The 24,839-nt window shown below is 74.8% G+C and carries 18 protein-coding genes and 1 pseudogene; 7 read left to right on the forward strand and 12 right to left on the reverse strand.

Annotation, left to right across the window (positions count from 1 at the left end; all coding sequences use genetic code 11):
- From KCH_RS16735 to KCH_RS16745, 3 genes and pseudogenes are all read right to left on the reverse strand, one after another.
- On the reverse strand, positions 1-3,072 hold the full coding sequence (locus tag KCH_RS16735) for a DEAD/DEAH box helicase (RefSeq protein ID WP_035863880.1): 3,072 nt from the start codon (positions 3,070-3,072) through the stop codon (positions 1-3).
- 185 nt (positions 3,073-3,257) lie between these two features.
- A pseudogene (locus KCH_RS16740) lies at positions 3,258-5,063 on the reverse strand (vWA domain-containing protein).
- Positions 5,060-6,124 (reverse strand): ATP-binding protein, encoded by a 1,065-nt coding sequence (locus KCH_RS16745; RefSeq protein WP_035863882.1) that lies wholly within the window; start codon positions 6,122-6,124, stop codon positions 5,060-5,062. The pseudogene KCH_RS16740 and the gene KCH_RS16745 overlap by 4 nt, the downstream one beginning before the upstream one ends.
- Positions 6,125-6,381: 257 nt before the next feature.
- On the opposite strand from KCH_RS16745, the gene KCH_RS16750 reads away from it, so the two are divergent.
- Complete coding sequence (locus KCH_RS16750) at positions 6,382-6,990, forward strand: YceI family protein (protein WP_035863883.1); 609 nt, start codon at positions 6,382-6,384, stop codon at positions 6,988-6,990.
- 132 nt (positions 6,991-7,122) lie between these two features.
- Here the strand turns inward: KCH_RS16750 and KCH_RS16755 are convergent, their stop codons facing one another.
- Positions 7,123-8,088 carry a LysR family transcriptional regulator gene (locus KCH_RS16755; RefSeq protein ID WP_035863885.1) on the reverse strand — a complete coding sequence of 322 codons (966 nt, stop codon included), beginning with the start codon at positions 8,086-8,088 and terminating at the stop codon, positions 7,123-7,125.
- A 113-nt stretch (positions 8,089-8,201) separates the two neighbouring features.
- Between KCH_RS16755 and KCH_RS16760 the strand changes: the two genes are divergently transcribed.
- The gene (locus tag KCH_RS16760; RefSeq protein ID WP_051653141.1) at positions 8,202-9,419 is read left to right on the forward strand and encodes an MFS transporter; all 1,218 of its coding nucleotides are present in this window, start codon (positions 8,202-8,204) and stop codon (positions 9,417-9,419) included.
- 15 nt (positions 9,420-9,434) lie between these two features.
- Here the strand turns inward: KCH_RS16760 and KCH_RS16765 are convergent, their stop codons facing one another.
- Positions 9,435-9,929 (reverse strand): GNAT family N-acetyltransferase, encoded by a 495-nt coding sequence (locus KCH_RS16765; RefSeq protein ID WP_035863887.1) that lies wholly within the window; start codon positions 9,927-9,929, stop codon positions 9,435-9,437.
- Positions 9,930-10,290: 361 nt separating this feature from the next.
- Between KCH_RS16765 and KCH_RS16770 the strand changes: the two genes are divergently transcribed.
- On the forward strand, positions 10,291-11,058 hold the full coding sequence (locus KCH_RS16770) for a TetR/AcrR family transcriptional regulator (protein WP_084224215.1): 768 nt from the start codon (positions 10,291-10,293) through the stop codon (positions 11,056-11,058).
- 63 nt (positions 11,059-11,121) lie between these two features.
- On the opposite strand, the gene KCH_RS16775 is transcribed toward KCH_RS16770, so the two are convergent.
- The gene (locus tag KCH_RS16775) at positions 11,122-12,414 is read right to left on the reverse strand and encodes a GNAT family N-acetyltransferase (protein ID WP_051653142.1); all 1,293 of its coding nucleotides are present in this window, start codon (positions 12,412-12,414) and stop codon (positions 11,122-11,124) included.
- Between the two features lie 114 nt (positions 12,415-12,528).
- On the opposite strand from KCH_RS16775, the gene KCH_RS16780 reads away from it, so the two are divergent.
- The gene (locus tag KCH_RS16780; protein ID WP_244305348.1) at positions 12,529-13,863 is read left to right on the forward strand and encodes a hypothetical protein; all 1,335 of its coding nucleotides are present in this window, start codon (positions 12,529-12,531) and stop codon (positions 13,861-13,863) included.
- Here KCH_RS16780 and KCH_RS16785 read toward each other — a convergent pair.
- Positions 13,848-15,125: a C40 family peptidase gene (locus KCH_RS16785; RefSeq protein WP_035863891.1), complete on the reverse strand. Its 1,278-nt coding sequence runs from the start codon at positions 15,123-15,125 to the stop codon at positions 13,848-13,850. The two genes, KCH_RS16780 and KCH_RS16785, sit on opposite strands and share 16 nt — an antisense overlap.
- 298 nt (positions 15,126-15,423) lie before the next feature.
- On the opposite strand from KCH_RS16785, the gene KCH_RS41380 reads away from it, so the two are divergent.
- The gene (locus tag KCH_RS41380; RefSeq protein WP_157032077.1) at positions 15,424-16,320 is read left to right on the forward strand and encodes a hypothetical protein; all 897 of its coding nucleotides are present in this window, start codon (positions 15,424-15,426) and stop codon (positions 16,318-16,320) included.
- On the opposite strand, the gene KCH_RS16795 is transcribed toward KCH_RS41380, so the two are convergent.
- From KCH_RS16795 to KCH_RS16805, 4 genes are all read right to left on the reverse strand, one after another.
- The gene (locus KCH_RS16795) at positions 16,280-17,995 is read right to left on the reverse strand and encodes a threonine/serine exporter family protein (RefSeq protein ID WP_035863896.1); all 1,716 of its coding nucleotides are present in this window, start codon (positions 17,993-17,995) and stop codon (positions 16,280-16,282) included. The two genes, KCH_RS41380 and KCH_RS16795, sit on opposite strands and share 41 nt — an antisense overlap.
- An 861-nt stretch (positions 17,996-18,856) precedes the next feature.
- Positions 18,857-20,524, reverse strand: coding sequence for a YbbN family protein (locus tag KCH_RS16800; protein WP_035863898.1), 1,668 nt, complete (start codon positions 20,522-20,524; stop codon positions 18,857-18,859).
- Positions 20,521-20,682, reverse strand: a complete 162-nt coding sequence (locus tag KCH_RS43365; protein WP_208865959.1) for a hypothetical protein — start codon at positions 20,680-20,682, stop codon at positions 20,521-20,523. The genes KCH_RS16800 and KCH_RS43365 overlap by 4 nt, the downstream gene beginning before the upstream one ends.
- Before the next feature lie 8 nt (positions 20,683-20,690).
- Positions 20,691-22,472: an ATP-binding protein gene (locus KCH_RS16805; protein WP_063750159.1), complete on the reverse strand. Its 1,782-nt coding sequence runs from the start codon at positions 22,470-22,472 to the stop codon at positions 20,691-20,693.
- 367 nt (positions 22,473-22,839) lie between these two features.
- Here KCH_RS16805 and KCH_RS16810 point away from each other — a divergent pair, with 367 nt between their 5' ends.
- Positions 22,840-23,997, forward strand: a complete 1,158-nt coding sequence (locus tag KCH_RS16810; RefSeq protein WP_035863900.1) for an acyl-CoA dehydrogenase family protein — start codon at positions 22,840-22,842, stop codon at positions 23,995-23,997.
- 64 nt (positions 23,998-24,061) lie between these two features.
- Here KCH_RS16810 and KCH_RS16815 read toward each other — a convergent pair whose 3' ends face one another.
- Positions 24,062-24,319, reverse strand: coding sequence for a hypothetical protein (locus KCH_RS16815; RefSeq protein ID WP_035863902.1), 258 nt, complete (start codon positions 24,317-24,319; stop codon positions 24,062-24,064).
- Between the two features lie 183 nt (positions 24,320-24,502).
- Here KCH_RS16815 and KCH_RS16820 point away from each other — a divergent pair, with 183 nt between their 5' ends.
- Entirely contained in the window at positions 24,503-24,838 is a 336-nt protein-coding gene (locus tag KCH_RS16820; RefSeq protein ID WP_035863904.1) for a cupin domain-containing protein, read from the forward strand.
- The last annotated feature ends 1 nt before the right edge of the window (position 24,839 follow it).

Raw genomic sequence — 24,839 nt, forward strand, 5'->3', positions numbered from 1 at the left:
TCACTCCCCCACGGCGTCGGCGGACAGGGTGAGCAGTTCGCGGAGCTGCTCGGCGGGCAGTTCGGTCAGCCACTGTTCGCCGGCGCCGACCACCGCGTCGGCCAACTCGCGCTTGGCCTGGAGGAGTTCGGCGATCCGCTCCTCGACGGTGCCGACGCAGACCAGGCGGCGGACCTGGACCTCGCGGCGCTGGCCGATCCGGTGGGCGCGGTCGGTGGCCTGGTCCTCGGCGGCGGGGTTCCACCAGCGGTCGAGGTGGATCACCTGGTTGGCGGCGGTGAGGTTGAGACCGGTCCCGCCGGCCTTCAGCGACAGCAGGAACACCCGTGGCCCGTCCGGGGATTGGAAGCGGTCGACGAGTTCCTGGCGGCGCGGCGCGGACAGGCCGCCGTGCAGGTACAGCACCTGGGTGCCGAGCCGGTGGCGCAGGTGCGGCTGGAGCAGGGCGCCGAACTCGGCGTACTGGGTGAACACCAGCACCCGGTCGCCCTCCGCCAGGGCCTCCCGGAGCAGCGCGACCAGCCGCTCGACCTTGCCCGACCGGCCGCCCAACGGCGAACCGTCGTGCAGCAGTTGGGCCGGGTGGTTGCAGACCTGCTTGAGCCGTCCGAGGGCGGCCAGGACGGCGCCCTTGCGCTCGACGCCGCGGACGCCGCCCAGCCGGCGCAGCAGTTCGGCGACCACCGCCCGGTAGAGCCCGGCCTGCTCCGGCGTCAGGTTGCAGCGGACGGTGAACTCCTGCTTGGCGGGCAGCTGTTCGCCGATCTCGGGGTCGCTCTTCAGGCGGCGCAGCAGGAACGGCCCGGTGAGCTTCTGGAGGCGGGCGGCGACCTCCCGGTTGCCGGACTGCTCGACCGGGACGGCCCAGTGCTCCTTGAACGACTCGGCGGTGCCGAACAGTCCGGGGTTGGCGAAGTCCAGGACGGCGTGCAGTTCGGCGAGGCGGTTCTCCACGGGCGTGCCGGTGAGCGCGATCCGCGGGCCGGAGCGCAGCGAGCGGATCGCGCGGGACTGCCGGGCGGAGCGGTTCTTGATGTGCTGGGCCTCGTCCGCGACGATCCGCCGCCAGTCGACGGCGCGCAGCGCGGCGGTGTCCCGCTGGAGCACCCCGTACGTGGTGATCACCAGGTCGGCGGCCGGGTCGGGGGCGGTGCGGCCGGGCCCGTGGTGGAGCTGGACGCGCAGGCCGGGGGCGAACCGGGACGCCTCGCGCTGCCAGTTGCCGACCAGCGAGGTCGGGCAGACCAGCAGGACGGGGCCGCGGGCGCCGCGGGCGTGTTCCAGGGCGAGCAGGGCGAGGGTCTGGACGGTCTTGCCGAGGCCCATGTCGTCGGCCAGCACCGCGCCGAGGCCGAGCCGGCCGAGCGCGTCCAGCCAGGCCAATCCCCGTTCCTGGTAAGGGCGGAGGGTTCCGGTGAAGCCGGGCGGGGGCGGGGTGCGGTGGGCGCCGGGGAGGCGGCCGAGCCGGCCTGCGAGCAGGTCCCCGAGCGGGCCGTCGGCGTGCACGACGGTGACCGGCAGACCGTCGACGACCGCGCTGTCGTCCAGGGCGAGCCGCAGCAGGGTGGCGGCGTCCAGTTGCGGGTCGTCCCGCCGGGCGGCCAGGAAGCGCAGGGCGGCGGCGAGTTGGGCCGCGTCCGCCTCCACCCACTGGCCGCGCAGCCGGACCAGGCCCTGCTGGGCGGCCGCGAGTTCGTCCAACTCCTGCTGGGTGAGCGGCTGTTCGCCGACCGCGAGCTGCCAGCGGAAGTCCAGCACGGCGTCCCGGTCGGCCTGCGCGGTGCGCTTCACCGACCCCGGCGCGGGCCCGCTGTGCGCGGTGGCGGCAAGTCCGAGCCGGGGGCGGCGGCGCCACCACGCGGGCAGCAGGACGCCGTACCCGGCGGCGGTCAGCAGCGGGGCGGTGTCGCGCAGGAACGCGAGCGCCCCGGCCCGGTCCAGGTCGACGCCGGTGGGGCGGGTGCGGTGCAGGGCGCCGCGCAGCTCGGGGCAGATCCGGGCGGCCCGGTCGAGTTCGGCGAGGTACGCCTCCACCGGATCGCCGAGGCTCTGCGCGAGCGCGGCGAACGCCGGTCCGCCGGACCAGAGTTCGGCCGCCGGGAGCAGCAGCGAGGGCCGGTCGACCGGCCCGGCCAGCACGTCCAGTCGCCAGTTCTCGTCGGCGACGGCGGCGTCCGGATCGCCCGGCGCCGTCCCCAGCGGCTCCGCCAGCCGGAACGCGAGCCGGACGTCGCCGACCGGCTCCGCGCCGGCGCTCCAGGCGGCGAGCCGCGCCGCGAGCGCGGGGTCGGGGGGTGCGGGCAGGCGGGGGTCGGTGCGGTGCAGGGCGGCGATCCAGCCTTCGACTCCGCTGTCCGGCCGGCTGGTTGACGGCCCGTCGGAGGCGAGCGCCGCGCGGGTCTCCTGGTCGGTGAGGGCGTCCAGGACGGTGGTGAACAGGGCCGTGCCGGTGCGTTCGGCGCCGTCCTCGGCGCGGGCGATCGGCGGGCAGCCGGCCGCGAGCGCGGTCGCCTCCCGGCGGGCCGGGCCGTCGGGCGCGGGACGCCAGCGCGCCGCCCACCCGTCCGGCTCCTCGACCAGCGCGGGCAGCACCCGCCCCCGGCCGACCAGCCGCCACGCCAGGTCGTGCACAGCCGTCAGCCAGCGCAGCGACGCCCCGTACGCGAGCTCGGCCGACCGGCCTCCGGGCAGCTCGACGGTGGTCCCCGGCCAGTACGGGTCGAACAGCTCGCCCAGCAGCTGCGCCGCCTCCGCCCGCTCGAACAGCAGCGCCGGGACTCGCCACGCCTGGAGCGCCGGCCCCTTCGCCGTCGCCCCCACCGGCAGGTCGGGGGACGGCGTCGGCCGCGAGCCCAGCGTCGGCAGCCGCAGGCTCACCCACCGCTCGGCGCCCCGCTCGGCCAGCCAGGCCGGGCCCGGCCCGACAGCGGCCAGCAGCCCGGCCACCTCCCCCGCCGAGCACGCGAACGGGTGCCGCACCCCCTCCACCACGCGGCCCGTGAACGCCCCCGCGTCCTCCGCCCACACCCCGAGCCGGCCGTCGGCCCGCCACAGCGCGTGCAGGACGTACATGGGAGCGAGGCCTCCGGGGGACGAGGGAGCGGGCGGGTTCAACGATAAGCAGGGCGGGCGGGGGAACTGCCCGGGCCGCCTCCGCCAGGTCGCGAACACGTGCAGGCCATTGTCCTGCCAGGCGATCTCTCCCACGAGTGCGTTCCCCCTCGCGCAGCTTCCCGCGCCCCCGTGTCCGCACCCGCTCACCTCACGTGGAACACGGGGCCCCGGGGCCGGAAGGGCAGGGTCGAGCCGCGGGGGATCAGGTAGGCGTGCTCGCGGCGGGGTACCCGGAGGACGTCGCAGCCGGTGTCGGTGATGATCAGCAGCGGGGCGGTGGCGGGGAAGTCTCGGGCCCGGGTCAGCAGGTCGATGCCGGGCTGGAGGACGGTTCCGCCGCGGCCGTGGAGGCGTACCCGGGAGGCGAGTTCGGACACCGGCAGGTAACCGAGGTCGTACGGGGCGGCGTCGCAGCAGACGAGACGGGCGGCGGGGACGTCCCGGGCGGCCGCGTAGGAGGCGATCGCGCCGAGGGCCTTGCCGAGCAGGACGCGGCTCATCGTGCCGGAGGTGTCGAGGACGACGCCGAAGGTGCAGCGCGGGGTCTCCTCGGGCGGGTGGTAGCGGCCGGCGCGCGGGATGTCGGGGCTGGCGGACTGTCGTCGGGACGGCCTCGCAAAGGACCGCAGGGGTTCCGGCCGGGGGACGAACTCGTCGAACCAGCGGGCGAGTTGCGCGTCCCAGGGCAGTGGCGGGTGGGCGAGGGCGCGGATCTCCTCGACCAGTCCGGCGGGGAGCAGGCCGCGTTGGCGGGTGTGCAGGTCGAAGCCCTGGAGGAGGCCGCGGCGGTAGAACTCGTCCAGGTCGACGTAGCCGGGTCCGCCCTCCCGGGGCAGGGGTTCGCCGAGGATGTCGCCGAGCCCTTTGCCGCGCAGGGTGGCGAGGCGGCGCATCCGGCGCTGGTCGCGGACGAGCCGGTCGTAGACCTCTTCGGCCGAGAGGCCCTTCAGTTCGGGGTCGTGGAGCAGCCCCTCGGGCATCTCGCCGACGCCCATGTCGAGCAGCCAGCCGTTGACGACGTAGTCGGCGGCGACGTTGAAGAGGTAGGGGTCGCGGCCGCCGGCCCGGTCGCCGTGGCGGAGGGCGGCGTGCAGCATCTCGTGGGCGAGGATGAAGCGCCACTCCTCGTCGGTGTGGCGGCGCAGCGGGTTGAGGTAGATCTCGCCGGCTTCGGCGTTGACGGCGGCGACGGCGATACCGTGGGCGCGGGCGAGTTCGGCGTCGGCGACCAGGGTGAGGCCGGCGGCGAGGCCGCCGAGCAGCGGGTAGTGGGAGACGAACCAGTTGAGGGCGCGTTCCCAGGGACGTTGCGGGACGCGGGGGCCGTCGAGGTGTTCGCGGCGGCCGGCGGCGAGGTCCATCGCGGCGGAGACGGTGCGGGTGAGGGCGTGGGCGAAGGCGAGGGTCCAGTCCTCGGGGTCGTCGGCGCGCCACCAGGAGTGCAGGAGTTGGTCGGGCTGGTCGCCGGCGGTGCCGCAGGCCCGGTATTCGGCGGGGATGCCGTCGCGGCGCCAGCGCGCGGCGAGGGTCTCCTCGTCGCCGCCGGGCCAGGCGGCGGGGAGGTCGTCGGGGGCGCGGCCGATGTGGAAGGTGGCGAGGAAGCGGTTGACGACGGTGCAGCGGGCGGCGAGGTCGGCCGGGTCGGGCTGGGTGCGGGGGCCGCGGGCGGCGGGGGTGGCCGAAGCCGAGGTGGAGCAGGGCGTGGGCGAGGGCCCAGGCCCATTCCTCGGGTTCGGCGCGGCGGGTGCGGTGGGCGTGCACGATGCCTTCGGAGGTGACCACGGCCCAGCCGGTGACGGGGTGCAGGGAGCAGTGCTCCGGCCGCTGGTGCACACCTCGGCGGGGACGGCGGCGAGTGCCGGGTTGGACATGGCCTTGGCGAGTCCGGCGGCGAACGCGGCCTTGGCCGGGTCCTGTTGGGGCTTCTCGGCGGGGCGGCGGGTGCTCACCGGCGGGCCTCGACGAGCCGAGGCAGGTCGCGGGCGGCTTCGATGAGGAACCAGGACGGCAGGACGGGGTTGCCGTCGGGGCCGTCGGCGATCACGGTCTGGGCGACCTCGACGGAGATCTCGGCCAGCTGGACCAGCAGCGACTTGGAGCGGTAGGCGTGCTGGCGGACGGTCGGCGAGGCGTGTTCCTTGCGGGCGGGCAGTTCCTTGACCAGTCGGCCGCGGAAGGAGTCGGCGAGGTAGTAGAGCAGGTCACGGTCCTCGACCCGGTGCGGCCAGGAGGCGTCGCCCTTGAGGATGGCCTCCAGCCCGTACGCGTTGCGGACGATCTTGGCGTAGCCGCAGAAGGCGACGGCGTGCGCGGGGGTGAGCAGGCCGTGGGCGAGGACCTTGAGGGTGTCCTCGTCGAGGCCGGCGCCGAAGGAGTGCAGCGCGTCGGAGAGCATGTGCCAGGCGCGCGGGGTGGAGAACGGTTCCTCGGTCTTGGGCGGGCTGGACCACAGGTGGTCCGGCCGGTCGGTGAGGTGGTCGAGGATCCAGGGGTGGATGGCGTGGCCGGCGGCCCAGCCGAGCCAGTCGTCGGCGCTGGCCCGCAGGTGGACGTGGACCAGCCGGTTGAGCAGCGCGGACGGCATCGGGCGGGCGAGGGCGCCGTCGGTGGCGCGGTTGCCGGCGCCGATCACGATGGAGCCCGCCGGGAGTTCGTAGTTGCCGATCCGGCGGTCGAGGATCAGCGAGTAGAAGGCCTTCTGGACGTCCGGCGTGGCGGCGTTGAGTTCGTCCAGGAACAGGCAGTAGGGCCGGTCGCGGGCGATGCTCTCGGGCGGGCAGAACCGGGAGCGGCCCTCGGGGGTGATCTGCGGGACGCCGATCAGGTCCTCGGGGGCGAGCTGGGTGCCGAGCAGCGAGACGCATTCCAGGCCGAGCGAGTCGGCGAACTGGTTGACCAGCGAGGACTTGCCGATGCCGGGCGCTCCCCACAGGAACACCGGCCGCACGGTGGCGAGTCCGAGCAGCAGCTCGGGGACCTGGGACGGCGACACGGTGACGGCTGACTGCACGAGTCTCCTCGGGGAGGGGTGGTGGTGGGGTTCGGCGGTCAGTGTGAACCGCCGGGACGGCCCGGCGCACCCGGTTTTCCACCGCTTCGCGGAGCTGTCCACAGGCTGGGGACAACGGGCGCGGAACGACTCTGCGGTCGCCATGTCGGACAACTTTCAACTTCATGGTTGAAAGTTGAACGAGATGGGCGTACAGTCGAGCCATCAACAAGTTGAAGCCTCAACAAACGGCTTCGACCCTCACAAGGAGAGAAGCCATGGGCATCTTCAACCGCAGCAAGAACACCGTCGCCACCGCCGCCCCGGCCGCCGTCCAGGGCCCGGACCTGGCCCACCTGACCGGCGACTACACCATCGACAACACCCACTCGAAGATCGGCTTCGCGGTCCGCCACGCGATGGTCACCAACGTCCGCGGCGAGTTCACCGAGTACGAGGGCAAGCTGCACCTGGACGGCGCCAACCCGGCCGCCTCCACCGCCGAGCTGGTCATCAAGGTCGCCTCGATCCACACCAACCAGGCCCAGCGCGACGAGCACCTGCGCACCGGCGACTTCTTCGACGCCGCCGCCTACCCGGAGATCACCTTCAAGTCGACCACCGCCGAGCAGATCGACGGCGACACCTACCGCCTGCACGGCGACCTGACCATCAAGGGCACCACCCGTCAGGTCGTCCTCGACCTGGAGTTCACCGGCGCGGCCACCGACGTGTACGGCGCCAACCGGGTCGGCTTCGAGGGCGGCACCACCGTGGACCGCACCTCCTGGGGCCTGACCTACAACGCCGCGCTGGAGACCGGCGGCGTGCTGATCGGCGAGAAGGTCAAGCTGACCCTGGACATCTCCGCCGTGCGAGCCTCCTGAGACCGCCTGTCCCGGCCGCCCCGCGGCCCCGGTACCGCCCCGCCGTCCCCTCGGCGGGGCGCCGCCGTTTCCCGGCGCAGCGGCGCAGCCTGCCGGGGCAGCGGCGCAGCCTGCCGGGGCAGCAGCGCGGTCCTATCGGGGCAGCAGCGCGGCGTCCTCGGCCGGCAGCCAGCTGCCCGGCGGGCGCTCCAACCAGCCTTCCGCGGCGGCGAGTTCGGCCGACGCGGCGCACAGCGCGGCCAGCCCGGGGTGGCGCATCCCGGGCCGGTGCACCAGGCCGACCAGGCTGAGCGGCACCGGGTCGACGAGCGGACGGGCCACCCCGCCCGGGATGTCGGGCCCGTCCGTGGTGGTGAGGATCGGGCTGCCGTGCCGGGTCAGGTAGCGGGCGAACTCGGCGGCGCCGACCGGCGGGGTGCGCCCGGGGGCGGCGGTCAGGCCGTGTTCGGCGAGCAGCCGCAGGCCCAGGTCGGTCCACTCGGCGGTGTCCGGCTGCCCCGCGAACACGTCCACCGGGTGCCCGTCCAGCGCGGCCAGCGGCACGGCGGCCAGGCCGGCCAGCGGGTGTCCGACCGGCAGGAACACCGCGATCGGCTCCAGCCGCACCGGCGTGTGCGCCAGCCGGGACCGGACGGCGGCCGGCAGGCCCGCGTACCTCCCGAACGAGACATCCAGCCGGTGCGCCGCCAACTCCCGTGCTGCGGCGGTGAGTCCGCCCTGGTAGCGGGCCAGCAGCTCGGCCTCCGGGCAGCGCCGGCGGGCCGCGGCGAGGATGCGTTCGGCGGTGAGCTCGCGGTCGCCGCCCGGGCTGTTGACGTCCACCAGCAGGGCCCGGGTGTCGCCGAGCGCGGTGATCTCGGCCTGGAGCTCCAGCAGTTGACGGGCCTTCGGCAGCAGCGCCGCGCCCGCCTCGGTCAACTCGACGCTGCGGGTGGAGCGGTGGAACAGCGGGCAGCCGAGATCCCGCTCCAGCGCCCGGACGTCCCGGCTGACGGCCTGCTGGGCCAGGTGCAGCCGGCCGGCGGCGCGGCCGAAGTGCAGGGTCTCGGCGACGGCGGTGAAACTGCGCAGCAGGCGGGGGTGGATGTCACGGGGCACACGGGAGATTAACAACAGGATCCGGTCAATCGCGCGGAATTAGGTGTTGGACGGGGCACCCGCAGCGGCCCGAGGGTGAGGGCATCCCCCTTCCTCTCCCCCGGAGTCGTGCGTTGTCCCTGCCGTTCGCCCGCTACCGCCCCGTCTTCGCCGCGCCGGGCAGCCTCACCTTCACCCTGGCCGCCCTCCTCGGCCGGCTCGCCCTGGCGATGTACGGCGTCTCCGTCGTGGTGCTGATCGCCGACCGCCGCGGCTCCTACGCCCTGGCCGGCGCCGTCTCGGCGGCCGGCGTGCTGGCCGGAGCCGTCGCGATGCCGCTGCTCGGACGGCTGGTCGACCGGCTCGGCCAGGCCCGGGTCGCCGTCCCCGCCGTCCTCGCCACGGCCCTGCCGACGGGCGCGCTGCTGCTGTGCGTCCGGCACGGCGCGCCCGCCTGGACGCTGTTCCTGTGCTGGGCGCTGTCCGGCACCAGCCCCGACCTGGGCAGCATGGCCCGGGCCCGCTGGGCGCACCTGCACCGCGCCGACGCCGGCCTCCTGCATAGGGCCAACTCGCTCGAACAGTCGCTGGACGAGCTGTGCTTCATGGCCGGACCGGTCCTCGGCATGGCCCTGTGCACCACGCTCGCCCCCGAGGCCGGACTGATCGCGGCCTGGGTCATCGGCGCTGTCGGCACCCTGCTGTTCGCCGCCCAGCGCGGCACCGAACCGCCGCTCGCCGCACCCGCCCGGACGTCCTCCCCCGCCGCCGCCACCGGACTGCTCCGCACCCGGGGCTTCCCCGCGCTGCTCGCCGGGTTCCTCGCCGCCGGCGTGCTGTTCGGCTCGCTGGAGGTCACCACGCTCGCCTACACCGACGCGCTCGGCCGGCAGTCGGCCGGCGGCGCGCTGCTCGCCCTGGTCGCGGCCGGGTCCTGCGTGTCCGGGCTGGTGTTCGGCGCGATCCGGCTGCGCCGCCCGGCCGCGGTGCGGCTCGCCGTCGGCGCGGGCGCGATGGCCGTCCTGATGCTGTTCCCGCTGGCCGCCGGGCAGTCGGGGGCGGGCGTGCCGGTCCTCGGCGCGGCCCTGCTGGCGGCCGGGTCGGGCACCGCGCCGACGATGATCAGCGGCATGACGCTGGTCCAGGAGCTGCTCCCCGCGCACCGCCTGAACGAGGCGATGGCGCTGGCCGTCTCCGCCATCCTGGTCGGCATCTCGACCGGCGCCACCCTGGGCGGCTCGGTCGCCCAGCACACCGCCCCCGGCACCGGCTACCTCCTCCCCGTCGCCGCCGCGGCCCTCGCCGTCCTCGCCGCCCTCCCCGCCGCCCGCCGCGCCGCCCGCAAGCCCTGACGGCCCGACCGGGCCCTAGCGCCAGCCGTACTCGTACTCCGCCAGCTCCGTCCCGTCCGGGAAGTGGGCGGTGCCGTGGCCGAGGCGGCGGGCGCCGTGGCGTTCGTAGAAGGCGACGGCGCGGTGGTTGGCGGCGAGGACGTCGAGCCGGACGGGCCGGTCCGGGTGGCGGGCGAGGGCGGCGTGCAGCAGGCGGGTGCCGAGGCCGGCGCCGGTGCGGCCGGGGCGGACGTGCAGCTGTTCGAGGCGGACGACGGGGCCGTCCGGGACCAGGTACGCGAAGGCGGCGAGGGTGCCGTCGGGGTCGTCGGCGAGCAGCAGGGCCGGGGTGTTGGCGGGCGGGCCGTAGTCCGCGGCGAGGCGGATCTCCCACAGCAGCGGCTGCTCGCCGTCGGCGGCGAGCGCGGCGTCCGGGACGAGTCCGGCGTAGGCGCTGCGGCGGCTGGCGGTGAGCAGGTCGGCGACGGCGACGGCGTCGGCCGGGCCGCCCTCGCGCAGGGTGGCGGGCATGCCGCCAGCCTTCCACACCGGGGGTTGAACGTGTTCAACCGGTGCCCTACAGTCATCCCGAGCAGTTTTGAACGCGTTCGAAACTGTGGGCCCCGGTCGAGGAGGGGATCCGTCCGCCTGCCCTGGCGACGGACGGACGACCGGGGCGGGTGGACGGCGCGCCCGGTGCCGGGGGCACCGGGGCCGCCGGGGAGAGCAGGGCCGATGGGGAGGCCGTTTCGCCCTCCCGGTCCGGAGTTGTCCCGGTCCGGGCTAGGCTCGGCTCCACAGGTGACCGGGGCGGAGCGAACGGCAAGGCGGGGCGAAGGTGCCAGCAGACGACGGGGATCGGAGCCGACGCGGCCCGGTAGTGTCGGACGGCGTGGAGAGCGCGAGCGACCGGAACGAACCGGAGAGCGGCGGCCCCGCCGCCGAACTTGCGGGCGGCCGGGCCCAGCCGAAGACGGACAAGAGCGAGGCGACCCGGGCGCTGATCCTGGAGACCGCCATGCGGCTGTTCCAGGAGCGCGGCTACGAGAAGACCACGATGCGGGCGATCGCCGCCGAGGCGGGCGTCTCGGTCGGCAACGCCTATTACTACTTCTCCGCGAAGGAATTCCTGATCCAGGGGTTCTACGACCGGATGACGTACGACCACGCCGCCGACGCCCGGCGGCGGATGGCCGGCACCAAGGACTTCGCCGAGCGGCTGGAGATCGCGCTGGTCTCCTGGCTGGACACGGCCGCGCCGTACCACGAGTTCGCCGCCCAGTTCTTCCGCACGGCCGCCGACCCGACCAGCTCGCTCAGCCCGTTCTCCAACGAGTCGCACCCGGCCCGGGCCACCGCCGTGGAACTGTTCCGCGAGGTCCTGCAGGGCTCCGAACTGGCCCCGAAGCTGGACGCCGAACTGGTCGAACTGCTGCCCGACGTCCTGTGGTTGCACCTGATGGTCGTGGTGCTCTACTGGGTCTTCGACCGGACCGACGACACCGAGCGCACCCGGGAGTTCGTCCGCCGCTCGACCCCGATGGCCGCCCGGCTGATCAACCTGTCCAGGTACCGGATATTCCGCCCGATCGTCCGCGACGCCAAGGGCCTGATCCAGGACTTCATCCTCCCCACCATCGGGAAGACCGCCGTCAAGTAGCGGCGGCCTCCCCGTCGGCGGCCCGCGGGCCGGGGGTTCACCGGGCCCGGTCGTCCGTTCCCGTCAGAACACGTCGGGGTTCCAGGGCGCCCGGGCCGTGCGCAGCAGGGTGTCGGTGCGGGCGGCGGCGCCCGGGGCGAGTTCGGTGACCAGGGCGGCGTCGGCCAGCCGGGTGGCGGTCTCGGCGCCGAGGTGGAGGGTGCCGAGTTCGGCGACGCCGAGGGCGAGGTCGGCGTCGTCCTCGGTGCGGGTGATCCGGCCGGTGCCGTCGGCGGCGGCCTCCAGGGCCCAGCGGCCGGACGTCCAGCCTTCGCGGTCGGTGACGTCCAGGACCACCCGGCCGGGGGCGGTGTAGCGGCGGGCGGCGAACGCGGCGGGCAGGTCGAGCAGGCGCAGCCACAGGAAGTCGGCGTCGTCCTCGTGCGGGCGGGCGGCGCGCGGCTCGTTGAGCAGCAGCGGCAGCGGCTCGTCGGACCGCAGGTTGGGGACGACGACGTGCCGCACCCAGTCGACGGAGAACGCGAACGCCCAGAGCGCGTTGGCGGTCCGCCGGTCGAGCGCGAGGAAGTCCCGGACGTTCAGCGGGCAGTCGGGGTAGGAGCCGTCGAACTTCTCGTCGACGGTGTAGGTGATCAGGCCGGTGACGGTGCCGTCGGCGGTCCGGTGGAGGGCGGTGAAGCCCTCCTTCCAGTCGAAGCCGGGCAGTTCGACCCCGCCGGTGCGCAGCTGCCACCAGCTGGCGGGGCGGCCGATCGCGCCGGGCTGGGTGCGCCGCCAGCGCTCGTGCAGTTCGGGGCCGAGGCGGCGGACCTCGTCGAGGGTGGCGAAGCCGATCCGGTGCCCTTCGTGGACGGGCAGTCCGGCGCGCAGGCCGCCGGAGCGCAGCACGTCGACGCGCTGTCCGCCGCTGCGGGTGGCGGGGCCGAAGCCGAAGCGGCCGTAGATGTTGTACTCGGCGGCGATCAGGATCGCGGCGGCCGCGCCGCGTTCGCGGGCGGCGGTCAGGTCGTGGCGCATCATGCCGCTGAGCACGCCGCGCCGGCGGTGGGTGGCGTTGACGGTGACGGCGCTGATCGCGTCCACCGGCAGCACCGCACCGCCGGGGACGGTCAGTTCGGTGTCGAAGCTGCGGAAGGTGGCGACGCAGCGCGGCCCGTCCGCCGTCGGGTCGGTGCGGTCGAACGCCGCCAGCATCCGCCCCGGTTCGAAGAGCAGCTCGCGCCACTCCTTCGCCGGGGCGACGTGCGGCCGCATGAACCCGCGGGCGATCGCCCTGTCCCAGGCGGCCAGTTCCTCGTGGACGATCGGCCGGATCTCGATGCCCTGGTCAGTGCCCTGCTGTGCGTCGTTGCCCATCCGGCCACCGTACGGCGGCGTCCGGAAAGCAGTCATCCGGTTTTCCCGGCGTGCCGGTCCCGGAACCCGACGGTGCGTCAGGAGCTGTCGGCGGCGGCCGGAACAATGCCGGTCATGACCCTGCTTCCCGTCACCGTTCCCGCCTCGCTGATCCGCCGCCACGGCCTCGACCCCGAGGCGCACGACTGGGGCATGAAGGCGGAGCACGCGGTAGCGACCCCGGACGGGGACACCTACGTGCTGAGCATCCTGTGGCGGCACCACCCGTACCCCCGGGATCCGGCGCTGCCCGGCTTCAGCGAGCGGACGATCACCCGCTACGCGCCCGACGGCACGCCCGTCGCCACCGCCGTCCTCGACCGGGAGGCGCACGGCCGGGTGCCGACCGTCGGCTGGGGCAGCGACGCCAACCTGGCGGTGCTCCCGGACGGCTCGCTGGTGGTCAGCACCCGCCCCGGCAGCACCCACCTGCTCTCCCCCGGGCTGGACGAGGTGCGGGCCGGCTGGTCGATGCCGGCCGGCGACTGGCGGGCGGACGGGCCGGCGGGCGACCCGTTCGCCGCCTCGGTCGCGGTGACGCCCGGCGGGCGGCTGCTGTGCATGACCGCCGAGCACAAGGTGAACAACTGGGCCGGCGCGATACTCAACCTGATCGCCGTCACCGAGCCCGGCGACATCCTCGCGCCGGGCCACAAGCCGCAGTTGCGCGCCATCGCCACGCTCGACCCGCAGACGCCCCGGCAGACCGAGGCCGACGCCTACCCGCACGTCCGGTACGGGGACGCCCCGGTGGCCGGCGCCAACCGCCCCTCGCCCTCGCTGACCGAGGCCCTCACCGAGCTCACCGGCACCCACCGCAGCCTGCACGGCTACGACCGGTCGTTCATGAGCCGGCCGTCCGCGCTCGGCGACGACCTGTTCGTCGTCCCGGTGTTCGGCCACACCTTCCGCTCCGGCAGCCGCGGCCAGGAGTTCAGCTTCACCCTGCTCGACGACCGGGGCGCCGTCCGCGGCCGGCTCGGCGGCCTGCACCTCTACGACGACAGCCCGTTCACCGGCTTCGACTTCACCGTCGCCGCCGACCCGTACCGGGCCCGCGCCTTCCACCTCAACCGCTACGGCCTCTACGCCTGGACCGCCGACGGCGCCCTCCGGGCCCGGCTCTCCACCGCCGACAAGCCGTTCAAGCCGCTCGTCCACCACACCCTGCTCGACTGCACCCCCGCCGGCGAACTCCTCCTCGCCCACCGCAAGCAGCACACCGTGCTGCGCGTCCCGTCCCCGCCGACCTCGCCGACCTCCCCGCCGCCGTCGAGACCGCCCTCGCCGGCCTGGCCCGCGCCCGCAACGCCCTCAAGAAGCGCTACGCCCCCACCGACTGGCTCTGGCCGGACGAGACCTCCCCCGTCCACCAACTGTGACCCGACGCCCCGTCAGGGGCGGGCGTAGAAGTCCGGGCGGCCCATGATCCAGAGGCTGGCCTGTTTGATGGCGGTGCCGGGGCGGGGGGCTTCGATCATCTGGTCGTCGCCGAGGTAGATGGCGACGTGGTAGATGTCGGCGGCGCGGCCGGTCCTGGTCCAGAAGACCAGGTCGCCGGGGCGGAGTTGGGCGTAGCCGACGGGGGTGGACCGGGCGTACTGGTCGGCGGCGAAGTGCGGGAGGTTCTTGCCGCCGCGGCGCCAGGCCATCATGGTCAGGCCGGAGCAGTCGTAGCCCTGGGGGCCTTCGCCGCCCCAGATGTAGGGCAGGCCGAGGACGGAGCGGGCGAAGGCGAGGGCGGCTTCGGCACCCTCGGCGGACCAGGGGCGTTCGCGGGGCGGGGCGGGGCGGAGCCGGGCGGCCTCGGCCGCGGCGGCGGCGCGTTCGGCCTCGGCGCGGCGGGCGGCCTCCTCGGCCTCGCGGCGGGCGATCTCGGCGAGGGCGTCCTGGCGTCGGCGTTCGAGGTCGACGCTGGTGTCGCGGGCGGCGGCGAGTTCGGCGAGCAGGGTGTCCTGCCGGTGGCCGATCTCGGCGACCTGGCGCTGCTGGTCGGCGAGCCGCCGCTGGGCGGTGTCCTTGGCGGTGCGGACGGTGTCGGCGGCGGTGCGGGCGGCGGTCTCGGCGGCGCGGGCGTCGGCGGCGGCGCGGGTGGCGGCCCTCGCGGTGGCGGTGGCGTCGTCGAGGATCTGCCGGGTCTGGGCGCCGGCGGTGCCGATGGCGCTGGCCTGGGCGGACAGCGAGCCGGTGCCGCGGGCGCCCAACAGGGCGTCCAGGGCGGAGAGTTGCGGGGAGGCGCCCTGCCGGTAGATCTCGGCGAGCAGTCCGGCGGCCCGGTCGGCGGCCTCGGCGCGGGTTTTCTCGGCGGCGGCGGAGCGGGCGGCGGCGGCCTTGGCGACTTGCTGGGCCCCGGCGAGCCGGACGAGCGCGCCGTTGTACGCCTCGACGGCCTGTTCGGCGTCCTGCCCGGCCCGGTCGAGTTCGGTGCGGGCGGCGGCGAGCCGGGCCTCGACGGCGGTCGCGGCGGCGGCCTTGGCGTCGGCGTCGGCCTTGGCCCGGGCGACGTCCTCGGCGGACGGGTACGCCCGGTCGTCGGGCTGCGGGTCGTCGGCGGCCCGGACGGCGGGCCGGGCGGCCGCGGTGGCGGTGGCGGCGGGGGCGTTCGCGGCGGGCAGCAGGGCGAGCAGTGCGGCGGAGGCGAGGAGGAGGGCGGGGAGGAGCCTGCGCGGCATGTCGGGTCCTCTCTCGGCGGACTGTCCCATGACGTGACATTTCGTTCACGCACCGCCAGATTCTCAGACCTGACGGGGCGTCGGCGCCATCGCCATGCGGCCGCGCGGGTGAGATGTCGGATTGTCGGACCGACCGCTGCCCCGCCCGGTCAGCGCGCCCGCTGCGGCGGCTTGCCGGTCGCCGTGGTGCGCGGCCGCATGGCCCGGACGGTGCGGCGGCGGCGCTGGGCGCGGCCCGCCGGGCCGGGTCGGTGGCGGGCGCGGCGGCGGTCCGCCGCCCGCCGGCCGGGAGCGCGGGGTGGCGGTGGGCGAGCGCCCTGGCGGCCATCCGCTCGGCGACGGCGTGCGCCTTGGGGTGGCCCGCCGGGACCTTGTCGGGCGCGCCGGCGATCAGGTCGAACAGCCAGGTGCGGGCCCGGTCCATCCGGGCGTGCAGGCGCCGTTCGCGGCGGATCGCGCGGGCCATCCGCCGGGGCCGGTCGGCGTAGCGCCAGCGTGCCCAGGGGCTGGACGGCCGGGCCAGCCGGATCGCGCCGATCCAGGACAGGCCGGGCACCATGATGCCGAGCAGGCCCGTCCAGACCTTGCCCTTCAGCAGGGCCGCCAGGCAGACCAGCGCGTTGCCGGCGATCACCGCGACCAGCCCCCACCTGGTGTCCTGCCCGGGCACCACGCCGAGCGGCACGTACCCGGTGAGCAGCAGCGCGGTGAGCAGGATGCCGAGGATCACCGCGTCCACCGACTTGCGGCCCTGCTCGCTCCAGTACACGTCGTCCAGGTGCAGGATCAGCGCGAACTCGTCGAGCACCAGGCCGCAGCCGATGCCGAAGGACAGGCCGAACCAGTCGATCCAGGGGCGGCCGCCGCCGGTGGCGAACACGCCGATGCCGCCGAGCAGCAGGAAGCCGAGGCCGAACACCATGTGGTGGATGTGCAGCCCGCCGGGGGTGATGTTGCCGGGCCACCAGCGGACCTGGGCGCGGATCATGCGGGTGCTGAAGCGGATGAACACGAAGGAGGTGATGAACCCGACGAGCAGCAGGAACAGCGGCTGCTTGTGGGCGTCCACGATGTGGTGGTGGTAGCCGTCGAGCAGTGCACTGAGCATCGGGTGGTGCCTTCGGTTCGGTTCGGCCGTCGGGTCCGGCGGCGGGTCAGAAGCCTCGGGTGCGTTTCGCGGCCCGGCGCGGGATGAGCAGGTGCGGGGCGTCGCGGTCGCTGGCGCCGGGGTTCTTCAGGAACAGCCGGGCCACCTCGCCGCCCAGGTTCACGCCGATGGCCAGCGCCAGCGCGAGCGCGACGGCGCGGCTGGCGGAGACCAGCCCGCTGGAGGCGTGGCCCTGGGCGAACGCCAGCATGCCCAGGTACAGCGCCGAACCGGGCATCAGCGGGCCCATCGCGGCGGTGACGTACGGCAGCGCGGAGGCCGCCCGGTAGCGGGCCAGCAGCTGGCCGAACAGGCCGACCAGCCCGGCGGCGAGGCCGGTGGCGACGATCGGCGAGATCGACGCGTTCTGGACCAGCACGCCGTACGTGGACCAGCCGATGCCGGCGTTCAGCACGACCATCGGCAGCGAGCGCCGGTCGGTCTGCAGCAGCATGGCGAAGGCCAGCGCCAGCACCATCGCGGCGATCAGCTGGAGCGGCGGGTTGGTGGTGCCGCCGAGGCTCTCGTCGGGCCGCAGCCGGGCGTTGTAGTTGACGCCGATGTACAGCACCAGCATCACGCCGATGACGATGCCCGCGATCAGGTACATCACTTCGAGCAGCCGGGCGGCGGCGGTGATGTAGAAGCCGGTCAGGCCGTCCTGGACGGCGGCGACCATGGCCCGGCCGGGGAGCAGCGCGAACAGTCCACCGGTGATCACCACCGAGCCGCGCAGGTGCAGTTCGTTGAAGGAGAGCAGGATGCCGCAGAACGCGGCGGGCATCGCGGCGACCACGAACTGGTAGAACTCGGGCAGTCCGCGGCGGGCGATGAAGGAGGCCAGCCGGTCGCCGACCACGGCGGTGAGGAACGCGACCCCGAACACCAGCCAGGCCTTGCCGTCGGCCTTCCCGCCGACCAGGAAGGACGCCGCGCCGGCCAGCAGCCCGGTGGCCAGCGCCAGCAGCCAGGCCGGGTACGGGTGCCGGTTGCGGCGGATCTCGGCGAGCCGCCGGTAGGCGTCGTTGACGGTGACCTTCTCGGCGGTGATGTCGGCGACCAGCTCGTACACGGCGGCGAGCCGGGTGTAGTCGGAGGTGCGGCGGCGCACCACGCGGTCCGCGGTGACCGGCGGGTCGATCAGCGAGGGCTGGTGGGAGATCGAGATCAGGGTGAAGGTGACCTGCGGTTCGCAGTGGTCGAGCCGGTAGGCGTGCGCGATGCCGAGCATCGCGGCCTCCACGTCCTCGGCGGCCTCGCCGCTGGCGAGCAGGAGTTCGCCGATGCGCAGCGACAGGTCGAGGATGCGGGGGACGTTGCGCTGGGTCTGCGCGCCGGCGGACGGGTGCAGTTCGCGCGGGGTGCGCTCGAAGGCGGGGCGCTCGGCCATGGGCGTGCGCAGCAGGGTGCGCATCCGGTCCGGCCAGGGGGCTTCGCCGGGGGCGCCCTTGTGGAGTTCGGTGAGGTCGAGGCCGTGCGAGGGGGTGTAGCCGGCGGCGTTCCACTCCTCGGGGGTGAGGGTGTCCTGGGCGAGCGGGTTGCGGGCCCGGACGGCCTCGGCGGCCTCGGGGACGGTGTGGCCGAGCAGGCCCTCGGTCTGCGCGGGCTCGGGCGCGTGCGGGACGCTGACGGGCCGTTCGATGGGGGGTGCGTCCGGCCCGAGCAGCCCTTCGGTGGGCGGCGCCTCCTGCGCCGGTGCGCCCTCCGGCTTGCGATCGGACACGGTGCCTTCCTCCGCCTCCCCGGCAGCCGCCCGACCGGGCTGCCTACTGGCTCCCACCTTGCCCGATCGTCGACGGCGGTGCGAACAAGGGGTGGCCCCGGCCGGGCCCGCGCGGCCGCCGCTGTCCGATATGTCATCAGTTGCGGCCGGCCGCGGGACGGGTCGGCCGCCCGCACCGCGGGCGGCCGGGCGTCCGCTACAGGTCGTAGTCGTCGACGATCTTCCGGTGCCGGGCCGGGTCGGCGCCGGCGGCCTCGGCGAGGGCGGGCCAGGCCAGCGGGTGCGGCCAGTGCGCGGTGAGCTCGGTGAGCAGGGCGTCGGCCTCCTTCGCGGAGCTGGTCGGCGGAACGCCGAGCGCGGCGTAGATGCCGGGCAGGGTCTCGCCCTCGTGGTGCGGGTCGGTGATCCGGTAGTGGTCGCCGCTGTAGGCCCACACCGCGTACCCGGCCTCCTGGAGGGCGCCGCGCAGGGCGTACCAGGTGTCGTCGTCGGGGCAGCAGCCGTCGATCCAGTAGGTGGTGAAGCCGGCCGGGTCGAGCAGGGTGAGGTACTCGAAGACCGGGTGCCAGTCGTCCTCCTGCCCGGGCTCGGGGCGGTCGTTGAGGACGGCGGGGGCGAACACCACCACGTCGCCGTGGTTGAGGTCGTGGTCGTCGCCGAGCACCGGCAGCACCCGGGCGGTGGCCGGGCCGGTGCGCAGCGCGGGCAGGTCGACGGTGGTGCCGTTGTGGCGGGGGGCGCGCAGTTCGATCAGCTGCCACTCCTCGTCGACGGGGCCGCTGTCGGCGTCGAACTCGATGCCGATCCGGGCGCCGGCGGCGCGGACGGCGGCCCAGTCGCGGTTGGCGGTGGCGGCGGTGATCAGGTGCCACAGGTCGGAGTCCTGGACGGTGCGGTGCTCCTGGTCCTCGCCGGCCTCGGCGGGGTCGAGGGCGTGCTCCAGGAGTTCCTGGTAGAGCCGCTGGGCCTCGGCGTGGTCGCCGCGGTGGGTGGCGGCGCCGGCGGCGAGGCGGCGGGTGTTGAGGGCGCCGGGCTCGTGCACCAGGACGGCCGCGCACTGTTCGGCGACCTCGGCCCAGCGGCCCTGGGCGGCGGCCCAGCGGGCGCGCAGCCAGTGCGCGTCGGCGGGGCGGCGGACAGCCGGTCGGCGAGCCGGTCGACGCCGTCGCCGTCCTCGGCGTCGATCAGCAGCTGGCCGAGCATGCCGGTCAGGTAGTCGCTGTCGGGGTCGACGTCCAGGTGGGCCCAGAGCAGTTCGGTGACGGCCCGGGTGTGGCCGAGGGTGCCGAGGGCGCCGGCCAGGTTGAGCACCAGGACGGTTTCGGGCCCGGTGCTCTGCGCGAGGGCGGCGGCGAGCAGGTCGGCGCCGGTCTCCGGGTCGGGGCGGTGGTCGGCCAGCCACTGCGGCAGTTCGCCGGCGGGGACGGGCAGTTCGGGCCGGGGCAGGGCTTCGGCGGCGGCCCGGAGGGCGGCGACCTGCTCGGTGACGCCGTCGGTGCGGCGCAGTTGCCCGAGCTTGCGTTCGCCGGTGCGGGCGAGGGTGAGCGCGACCTCGCGGGCGCCGCGGGCGAGGGCGAGCCGGCCGGCGGTCAGCACCAGGTTGAGGCAGGGGCGGTGGGAGCCGGCGGCGTCGAGTTCGCCGGCCCAGCCGGCCAGCCGGGCGCCGAGGGCGGCGTCGTTGGGGAACTCGCCGGCGGTGGCGAGCAGTTCGACGGCGGAGGTCCAGCGGTGCCGGATGTCGGCGTACCGGTCGGCCTGCTCGGCGTCGGGCAGCAGGTCGAGGGCTTCGGCGGTGCGGCCGAGGGCGGCGAACTGCAGGGCGCGGCCGACGGCGAGCTTGCGCCGGTCGTCGTCGTCGAGGCGGTGGCCGGCGGCGACGTAGGCGTGCTCGGCGGTGTCGTACGCCTCCAGGGCCTCCTGGTGGCGGCCGAGGCGGTGCAGGGCGGAGACCCGGCTGTGCGCGAAGGACAGCGAGACCTGTTCGCCGGCCGCCCGGATCCGGGTCTGGGCGCGGTCGAGGTGGGCGAGGGCGTCGGCGGGGCGGCCGTCGTCCTCCAGGGTGTCCGCGTACTCGCGGGACAGGCAGTCGAAGCAGGCCCGGGCGGGTTCGACCCGCTCCAGGGTCTCCTCCAGCACGGCGAGCCGCTCGGGCACGTAGCCGGGGCCGTCGATGTTGGCGTGGCAGATGGTGAAGTCCTGGACGGCGCACACCGATTGCGGGCAGGAGGCGGTCTCCTCGCGGTGCGCGAACTCCAGCAGCGACACCGCCTCGCTCATCGCGGCCTCGCCCTGGTGGCGCTTGTTCAGCAGGTTCTGCAGCCGCCAGTGCCGCAGGAAGACCTCGACCCAGGGCAGGCCGAGCGCGCGGGCCGAGGCGAGCGCCTCGGGGTACATCGCGTCGAGCTGCTCGTTGCGGCCCTCGACGGCGTGTCCGGCGATCTCGGCGAGCGCGTCGGCCAGCCGGTGCTGCCCGGACTCGGCGAGCTGCCGGTGGGTGTCGTGCACCCAGGACCAGATGTCGGTGGTCATCGTTCCTCGTCCCCCTGCGGAGTGTCTGCGGAGATGGTGTCGGGCACCACCGACAGGCCGTCGGCGGGGATGGCGGCGGTGAGCGCGGCGACCGCGGTGGAGATCCCGCCGAGGGCGGCGGTGAGGTCGCCGCCGGCCGAGCCGGAGGCCGCCGCCATGATCACCTTCAGCGAGCGCAGCAGTGCGGCGGCGGTGGCCGCCCGGTGTGCCCGGCGCGGTACGCGGCCAGCAGGTCGTGCACGGCGGGCGAGGCCAGGTTGAGGTAGAGCCGGGCCTTGACGGTGCCGTCGGTGCGGGCGGTGAACGCCCGGGCCAGGCGCAGCGCGGCGGACGGGATCCGGGCGTCGGCCTTGTCGTCCTCGATGCGGGCCTTGAGTTCGGCCTCGCGGTCGGGCACCAGCACCAGCGGCAGGCCGGGCGGGTCGAACCGGGCCGGGACGAGCTGCTCGCCGTCGTCGGTGAGGGCGGCGGTCAGCCAGGCGTGCTGTTCGGCGGGCAGCGGGATGTCGGGGGCGCGGAAGAGTTCGCGGTTGCCGCTCTCGCTGCCGAGTTCGACGATCCGGCAGTCCCGCAGCTGGGCGTAGCGGCGCAGGAACGGCAGCACGGCGTACCGGTCGCCGCGGGCGATCGGCACCTGCATGGCGCGGTACAGCATCTCCTCGAAGCCGCCGCCGCTGCCGAGGGCGACGTGGACGGCGCCGGAGCCGGCGGCGCGCAGGGCGCCGGCGGTCAGTTCGCCCTGCGAGGTGGGCACCGGGACGTCGTCGGCGAGCAGGGTGAACAGCCGGTCGTCGCAGAGGGCGGCGCCGAGCAGTTCCTGTCCGTGCCGGGAGAGGATGCGCCGCCAGGCGGCGGGGTGCAGCCGGGCGGTCTCGTAGAGGCCGTCGACGATGGCGTCGGTGAGGGCCTGCTGGAGGGCGCGGTAGTGCTCGTCGCGCTGCAGGTCCTCGCGGCTGGCGGTGGGGGTGAGCCGGGTGGACTCGACCACGCCGCCGATGAAGCCGGCCCAGCTGGGCAGCAGGTCGCGGGCGTCGTCGGCGAGCAGCATGCCGCGCAGGTAGACGGCGAGGTCGCGGTTGTCGGTGGAGCCGTAGGTGCCGCCGTCCTGGACCCAGAGCAGGCCGACGGCGTCGGTGCGTTCGTCGGCGGGCTGGACGGGGAACGCGGTGAGGGGTTCGAAGCTGCGGGCGAAGGCGGTGGCGAAGCGCATCCGGTGCAGGTAGGGCGAGCCGGGGAGGTCCTGCCGCCAGGGCACGGCGACGTTGTTGACGGGCTGTTCGTCCTCGCCGACGTACACCTCGATGGGCAGCAGCACGCAGTAGCGGGCGAGGACCTCGCGCAGCGCCTCCTCGTCGGCGAGGTGGGCGTGCTCGGGCTTGAGGCGGAGCGTCACCACGGTGCCCGGCGCGGGCCGGGCCGGGGCGGGTTCGACGCTGTACTGCTCGCCGCCGCGGCTGCGGTAGGTGTGCGCGGCGTGCGGTTCGCGGTGCGAGGCGGTGGTGACGGTCACCTCGTCGGCGACCGAGAACGCCGACAGGAAGCCGAGTCCGAAGGCGCCGATCAGTTCCTGGTTGCCCGTCAGGTCGCGGAGCATCCGGGTGTAGCCGGTGCCGACGGTTGCCAGGTAGGCGTGGATCTCCGGTTCGGTGAGGCCGGCCCCGTTGTCCTCGATCGCCACGGTCCGGGCGGCCGGGTCGCCGGTGACCCGGATCAGCGGCCGGTAGGCGCTCTCCGGGTCCTCCAGCTTGCGCCGGGTGTGCGAGTCGTGGGCGTTCTGCACCAGTTCGCGCAGCGCCACCAGCGGCGTCGAGTAGAGGTGGGTGGCGAGCACGCCCACCAGGCCGCCGAGGTCGACCTCGGTGGTGCGGAGATTCTCCGACTTCTCGGACGCGGGGAATTCGACGCCACTTCCGTCGGCGCCGGAAGCGGGGGGAAGGCCATCAGACATGAGGCCCCAGTGTGCCAGTACGACTATCTGGCGACCACTGTTTTCGAATTTCCCCATTCCTGTCGATACTCGGTCAACTTCCGCCCGGTGCACGGGCGATCGCCCGCACTCCCGCCAACCCGTGGGAATACCAGGCCAATTACCGTCGCAACCGAAACGGGGGGCCGACCCGCCGGGCGACATTCGCACCAGTTTGCAGGAAGACCACCCGCCCGGAATTCCCTTCCGGCGGGCCGGCGCGCACGCCTCCGGCGGATCACCTGACCTCGGCCGATGGCCGCCCGGCGGGAAGCGGCCCACCCTGGACACCACAAGCTACCGGCGATTAACTTGACCGCGACGAGGCCGCCGCCGAAGGGAGCGCACCGTGCGCCGCACCGTGTACAACGAGGACCACGAGGCGTTCCGGGAGACCATCCGGGACTTCATCGCCAACGAGGTCGTCCCGGTCTACGAGAGCTGGGAGGAGGCCGGCCACCCGCCGCGGGACTTCTACCGCAAGCTGGGCGAGCTCGGCGTCTACGGCATCGAGGTCCCGGAGGAGTACGGCGGCGCCGGCGAGACCGGCTTCAAGTACCAGGCCGTGATCTACGAGGAGACCGCCCGCGCGGGCGTCACCTTCGGCTCCTCCGGCGTGCACACCGGCCTGGTGCTGCCGTACCTGATGGAGTACGCCACCGAGGAGCAGAAGCAGCGCTGGCTGCCGGGCTTCGTCAGCGGCGACATCATGACCGCGATCGCGATGACCGAGCCGGGCGCGGGCTCCGACCTGGCGGGCATCGCCACCACCGCGAAGCTGTCCGCCGACGGCACCCACTACGTGCTCAACGGCGCCAAGACCTTCATCACCGGCGGCGTGCTCGCCGACCTGGTCCTGGTGGTCTGCCGCACCGCCCCGTACGACCCGGCGGACCGCCGGGCCGGCCTGTCCATCCTGTGCGTGGACACCGCCTCCGAGGGCTACACGGTCGGCCGCAAGCTGCAGAAGATCGGCCTGCGCACCTCGGACACCGCCGAGCTGTCCTTCACCGACGTCAAGGTCCCGGTGGAGAACCTGCTCGGCGAGGAGGGCAAGGCCTTCTCCTACCTGACCCACAACCTGGTGCAGGAGCGCCTGGCGATCGCGGTCGGCGCGTACGCCTCGGCCGCGGCCGCGGTGCAGTTCGCGGTGAAGTACGTGAAGGAGCGCAAGGTCTTCGGCAAGGCCGTCGCCGAGTTCCAGAACACCAAGTTCTCGCTGGCCGACTGCCAGGCCCAGGTGCTGGCCCAGCAGGCGATGGTCGACCAGGCCCTGGAGCTGTACCAGAACGGCGAGCTGACGGTGGCGGACGCCGCCGCGGCCAAGCTGTTCTGCACCGAGTCGGCCTCCGAGGTGATCGACAAGTGCCTCCAGCTGCACGGCGGTTACGGCTACATCCTGGAGTACCCGATCGCCCGCCTCTACACCGACAACCGGGTGTTCCGGATCTACGGCGGCACCAGCGAGGTCATGCGCACCATCATCGCCAAGTCGCTCGGCCTGTAGCGGCCGCGGACGTCGCGGAGGCGGGCACCCGGTGGCCGGGTGCCCGCCTCCGCCGCGTCCGCGTTCAGGTGCCGTTGGCGCGCCACGCCTCCAGTCCGGCCGCCGACGCGGCCTTCGCCCGGTGCAGGGCGTGGTGCGCCAGCTCCGCGGGCTGGGTCTCCAGCCGGTGGATCCAGCTCCGGCCCGCGTTCGCCAGCGCGACGCAGACCAGGGTCGCGCCGGTCGCCGCGAGGACGGCGCCGATCCCGGTGAGGGCGGCGCCGGTGGTGATCATGCCGCGGTTCACCCGGAGGCCGCCGATGAACTTCTGATTGCTCGTCATGCCACCACCATCGGCCCGCCGCCCGGGCCCCGCACGCCGAACGCCGCCCGCGTTGCCCCCTGCGCGTGGCCCGGAGCCCGCCGCGTGCCGGTCCGACGGGATCCGGAGGAGAGCGCCTAGGGTCGGCGGCGGGGACTCGGTCGGCGAGCCCCCGGGCGCGGGGGGCCGAAGGAGGAGAACGCGATGACCGAGCAGCCGGCCCGGATCGACCTGAACGCGCTGGCCGAGGAGCACGCCGCCAAGGCCGCCGCCAGCCCGCACGGCCGCAGCGCCCACCTGCTGCTGCACGACGGCGTGCTGCGGCAGACCGTGATCGCGCTGCGCGCCGGGGCGGTGCTGGACGAGCACAACGCCCCGGTCGCCGCCAGCCTCCAGGTGCTGCGCGGCCGGGTCGCGCTGACGGTGGCCGGCCGGCAGCAGGACGCGTCGGCGGGCGAGCTGCACTCGATCCCGCAGGAGCGGCACGGCCTGCTCGCGCACACTGACGCGGTGGTCCTGCTGACCGCCGTCACCGCCTGAC

The organism is Kitasatospora cheerisanensis KCTC 2395, assembly GCF_000696185.1.
Lineage (GTDB): Bacteria > Actinomycetota > Actinomycetes > Streptomycetales > Streptomycetaceae > Kitasatospora > Kitasatospora cheerisanensis.

What these genes read in the sequence shown, in the direction of transcription:
- KCH_RS16735 (WP_035863880.1), bottom strand. Translation starts at nt 3,072, where the DNA reads ATGTACGTCCTGCACGCGCTGTGGCGGGCCGACGGCCGGCTCGGGGTG.
- KCH_RS16750 (WP_035863883.1), top strand. Translation starts at nt 6,382, where the DNA reads ATGGGCATCTTCAACCGCAGCAAGAACACCGTCGCCACCGCCGCCCCG.
- KCH_RS16765 (WP_035863887.1), bottom strand. Translation starts at nt 9,929, where the DNA reads ATGCCCGCCACCCTGCGCGAGGGCGGCCCGGCCGACGCCGTCGCCGTC.
- KCH_RS16775 (WP_051653142.1), bottom strand. Translation starts at nt 12,414, where the DNA reads ATGGGCAACGACGCACAGCAGGGCACTGACCAGGGCATCGAGATCCGG.
- KCH_RS16780 (WP_244305348.1), top strand. Translation starts at nt 12,529, where the DNA reads ATGACCCTGCTTCCCGTCACCGTTCCCGCCTCGCTGATCCGCCGCCAC.
- KCH_RS16785 (WP_035863891.1), bottom strand. Translation starts at nt 15,125, where the DNA reads ATGCCGCGCAGGCTCCTCCCCGCCCTCCTCCTCGCCTCCGCCGCACTG.
- KCH_RS16800 (WP_035863898.1), bottom strand. Translation starts at nt 20,524, where the DNA reads ATGACCACCGACATCTGGTCCTGGGTGCACGACACCCACCGGCAGCTC.
- KCH_RS43365 (WP_208865959.1), bottom strand. Translation starts at nt 20,682, where the DNA reads ATGGCGGCGGCCTCCGGCTCGGCCGGCGGCGACCTCACCGCCGCCCTC.
- KCH_RS16805 (WP_063750159.1), bottom strand. Translation starts at nt 22,472, where the DNA reads ATGTCTGATGGCCTTCCCCCCGCTTCCGGCGCCGACGGAAGTGGCGTC.
- KCH_RS16815 (WP_035863902.1), bottom strand. Translation starts at nt 24,319, where the DNA reads ATGACGAGCAATCAGAAGTTCATCGGCGGCCTCCGGGTGAACCGCGGC.
- KCH_RS16820 (WP_035863904.1), top strand. Translation starts at nt 24,503, where the DNA reads ATGACCGAGCAGCCGGCCCGGATCGACCTGAACGCGCTGGCCGAGGAG.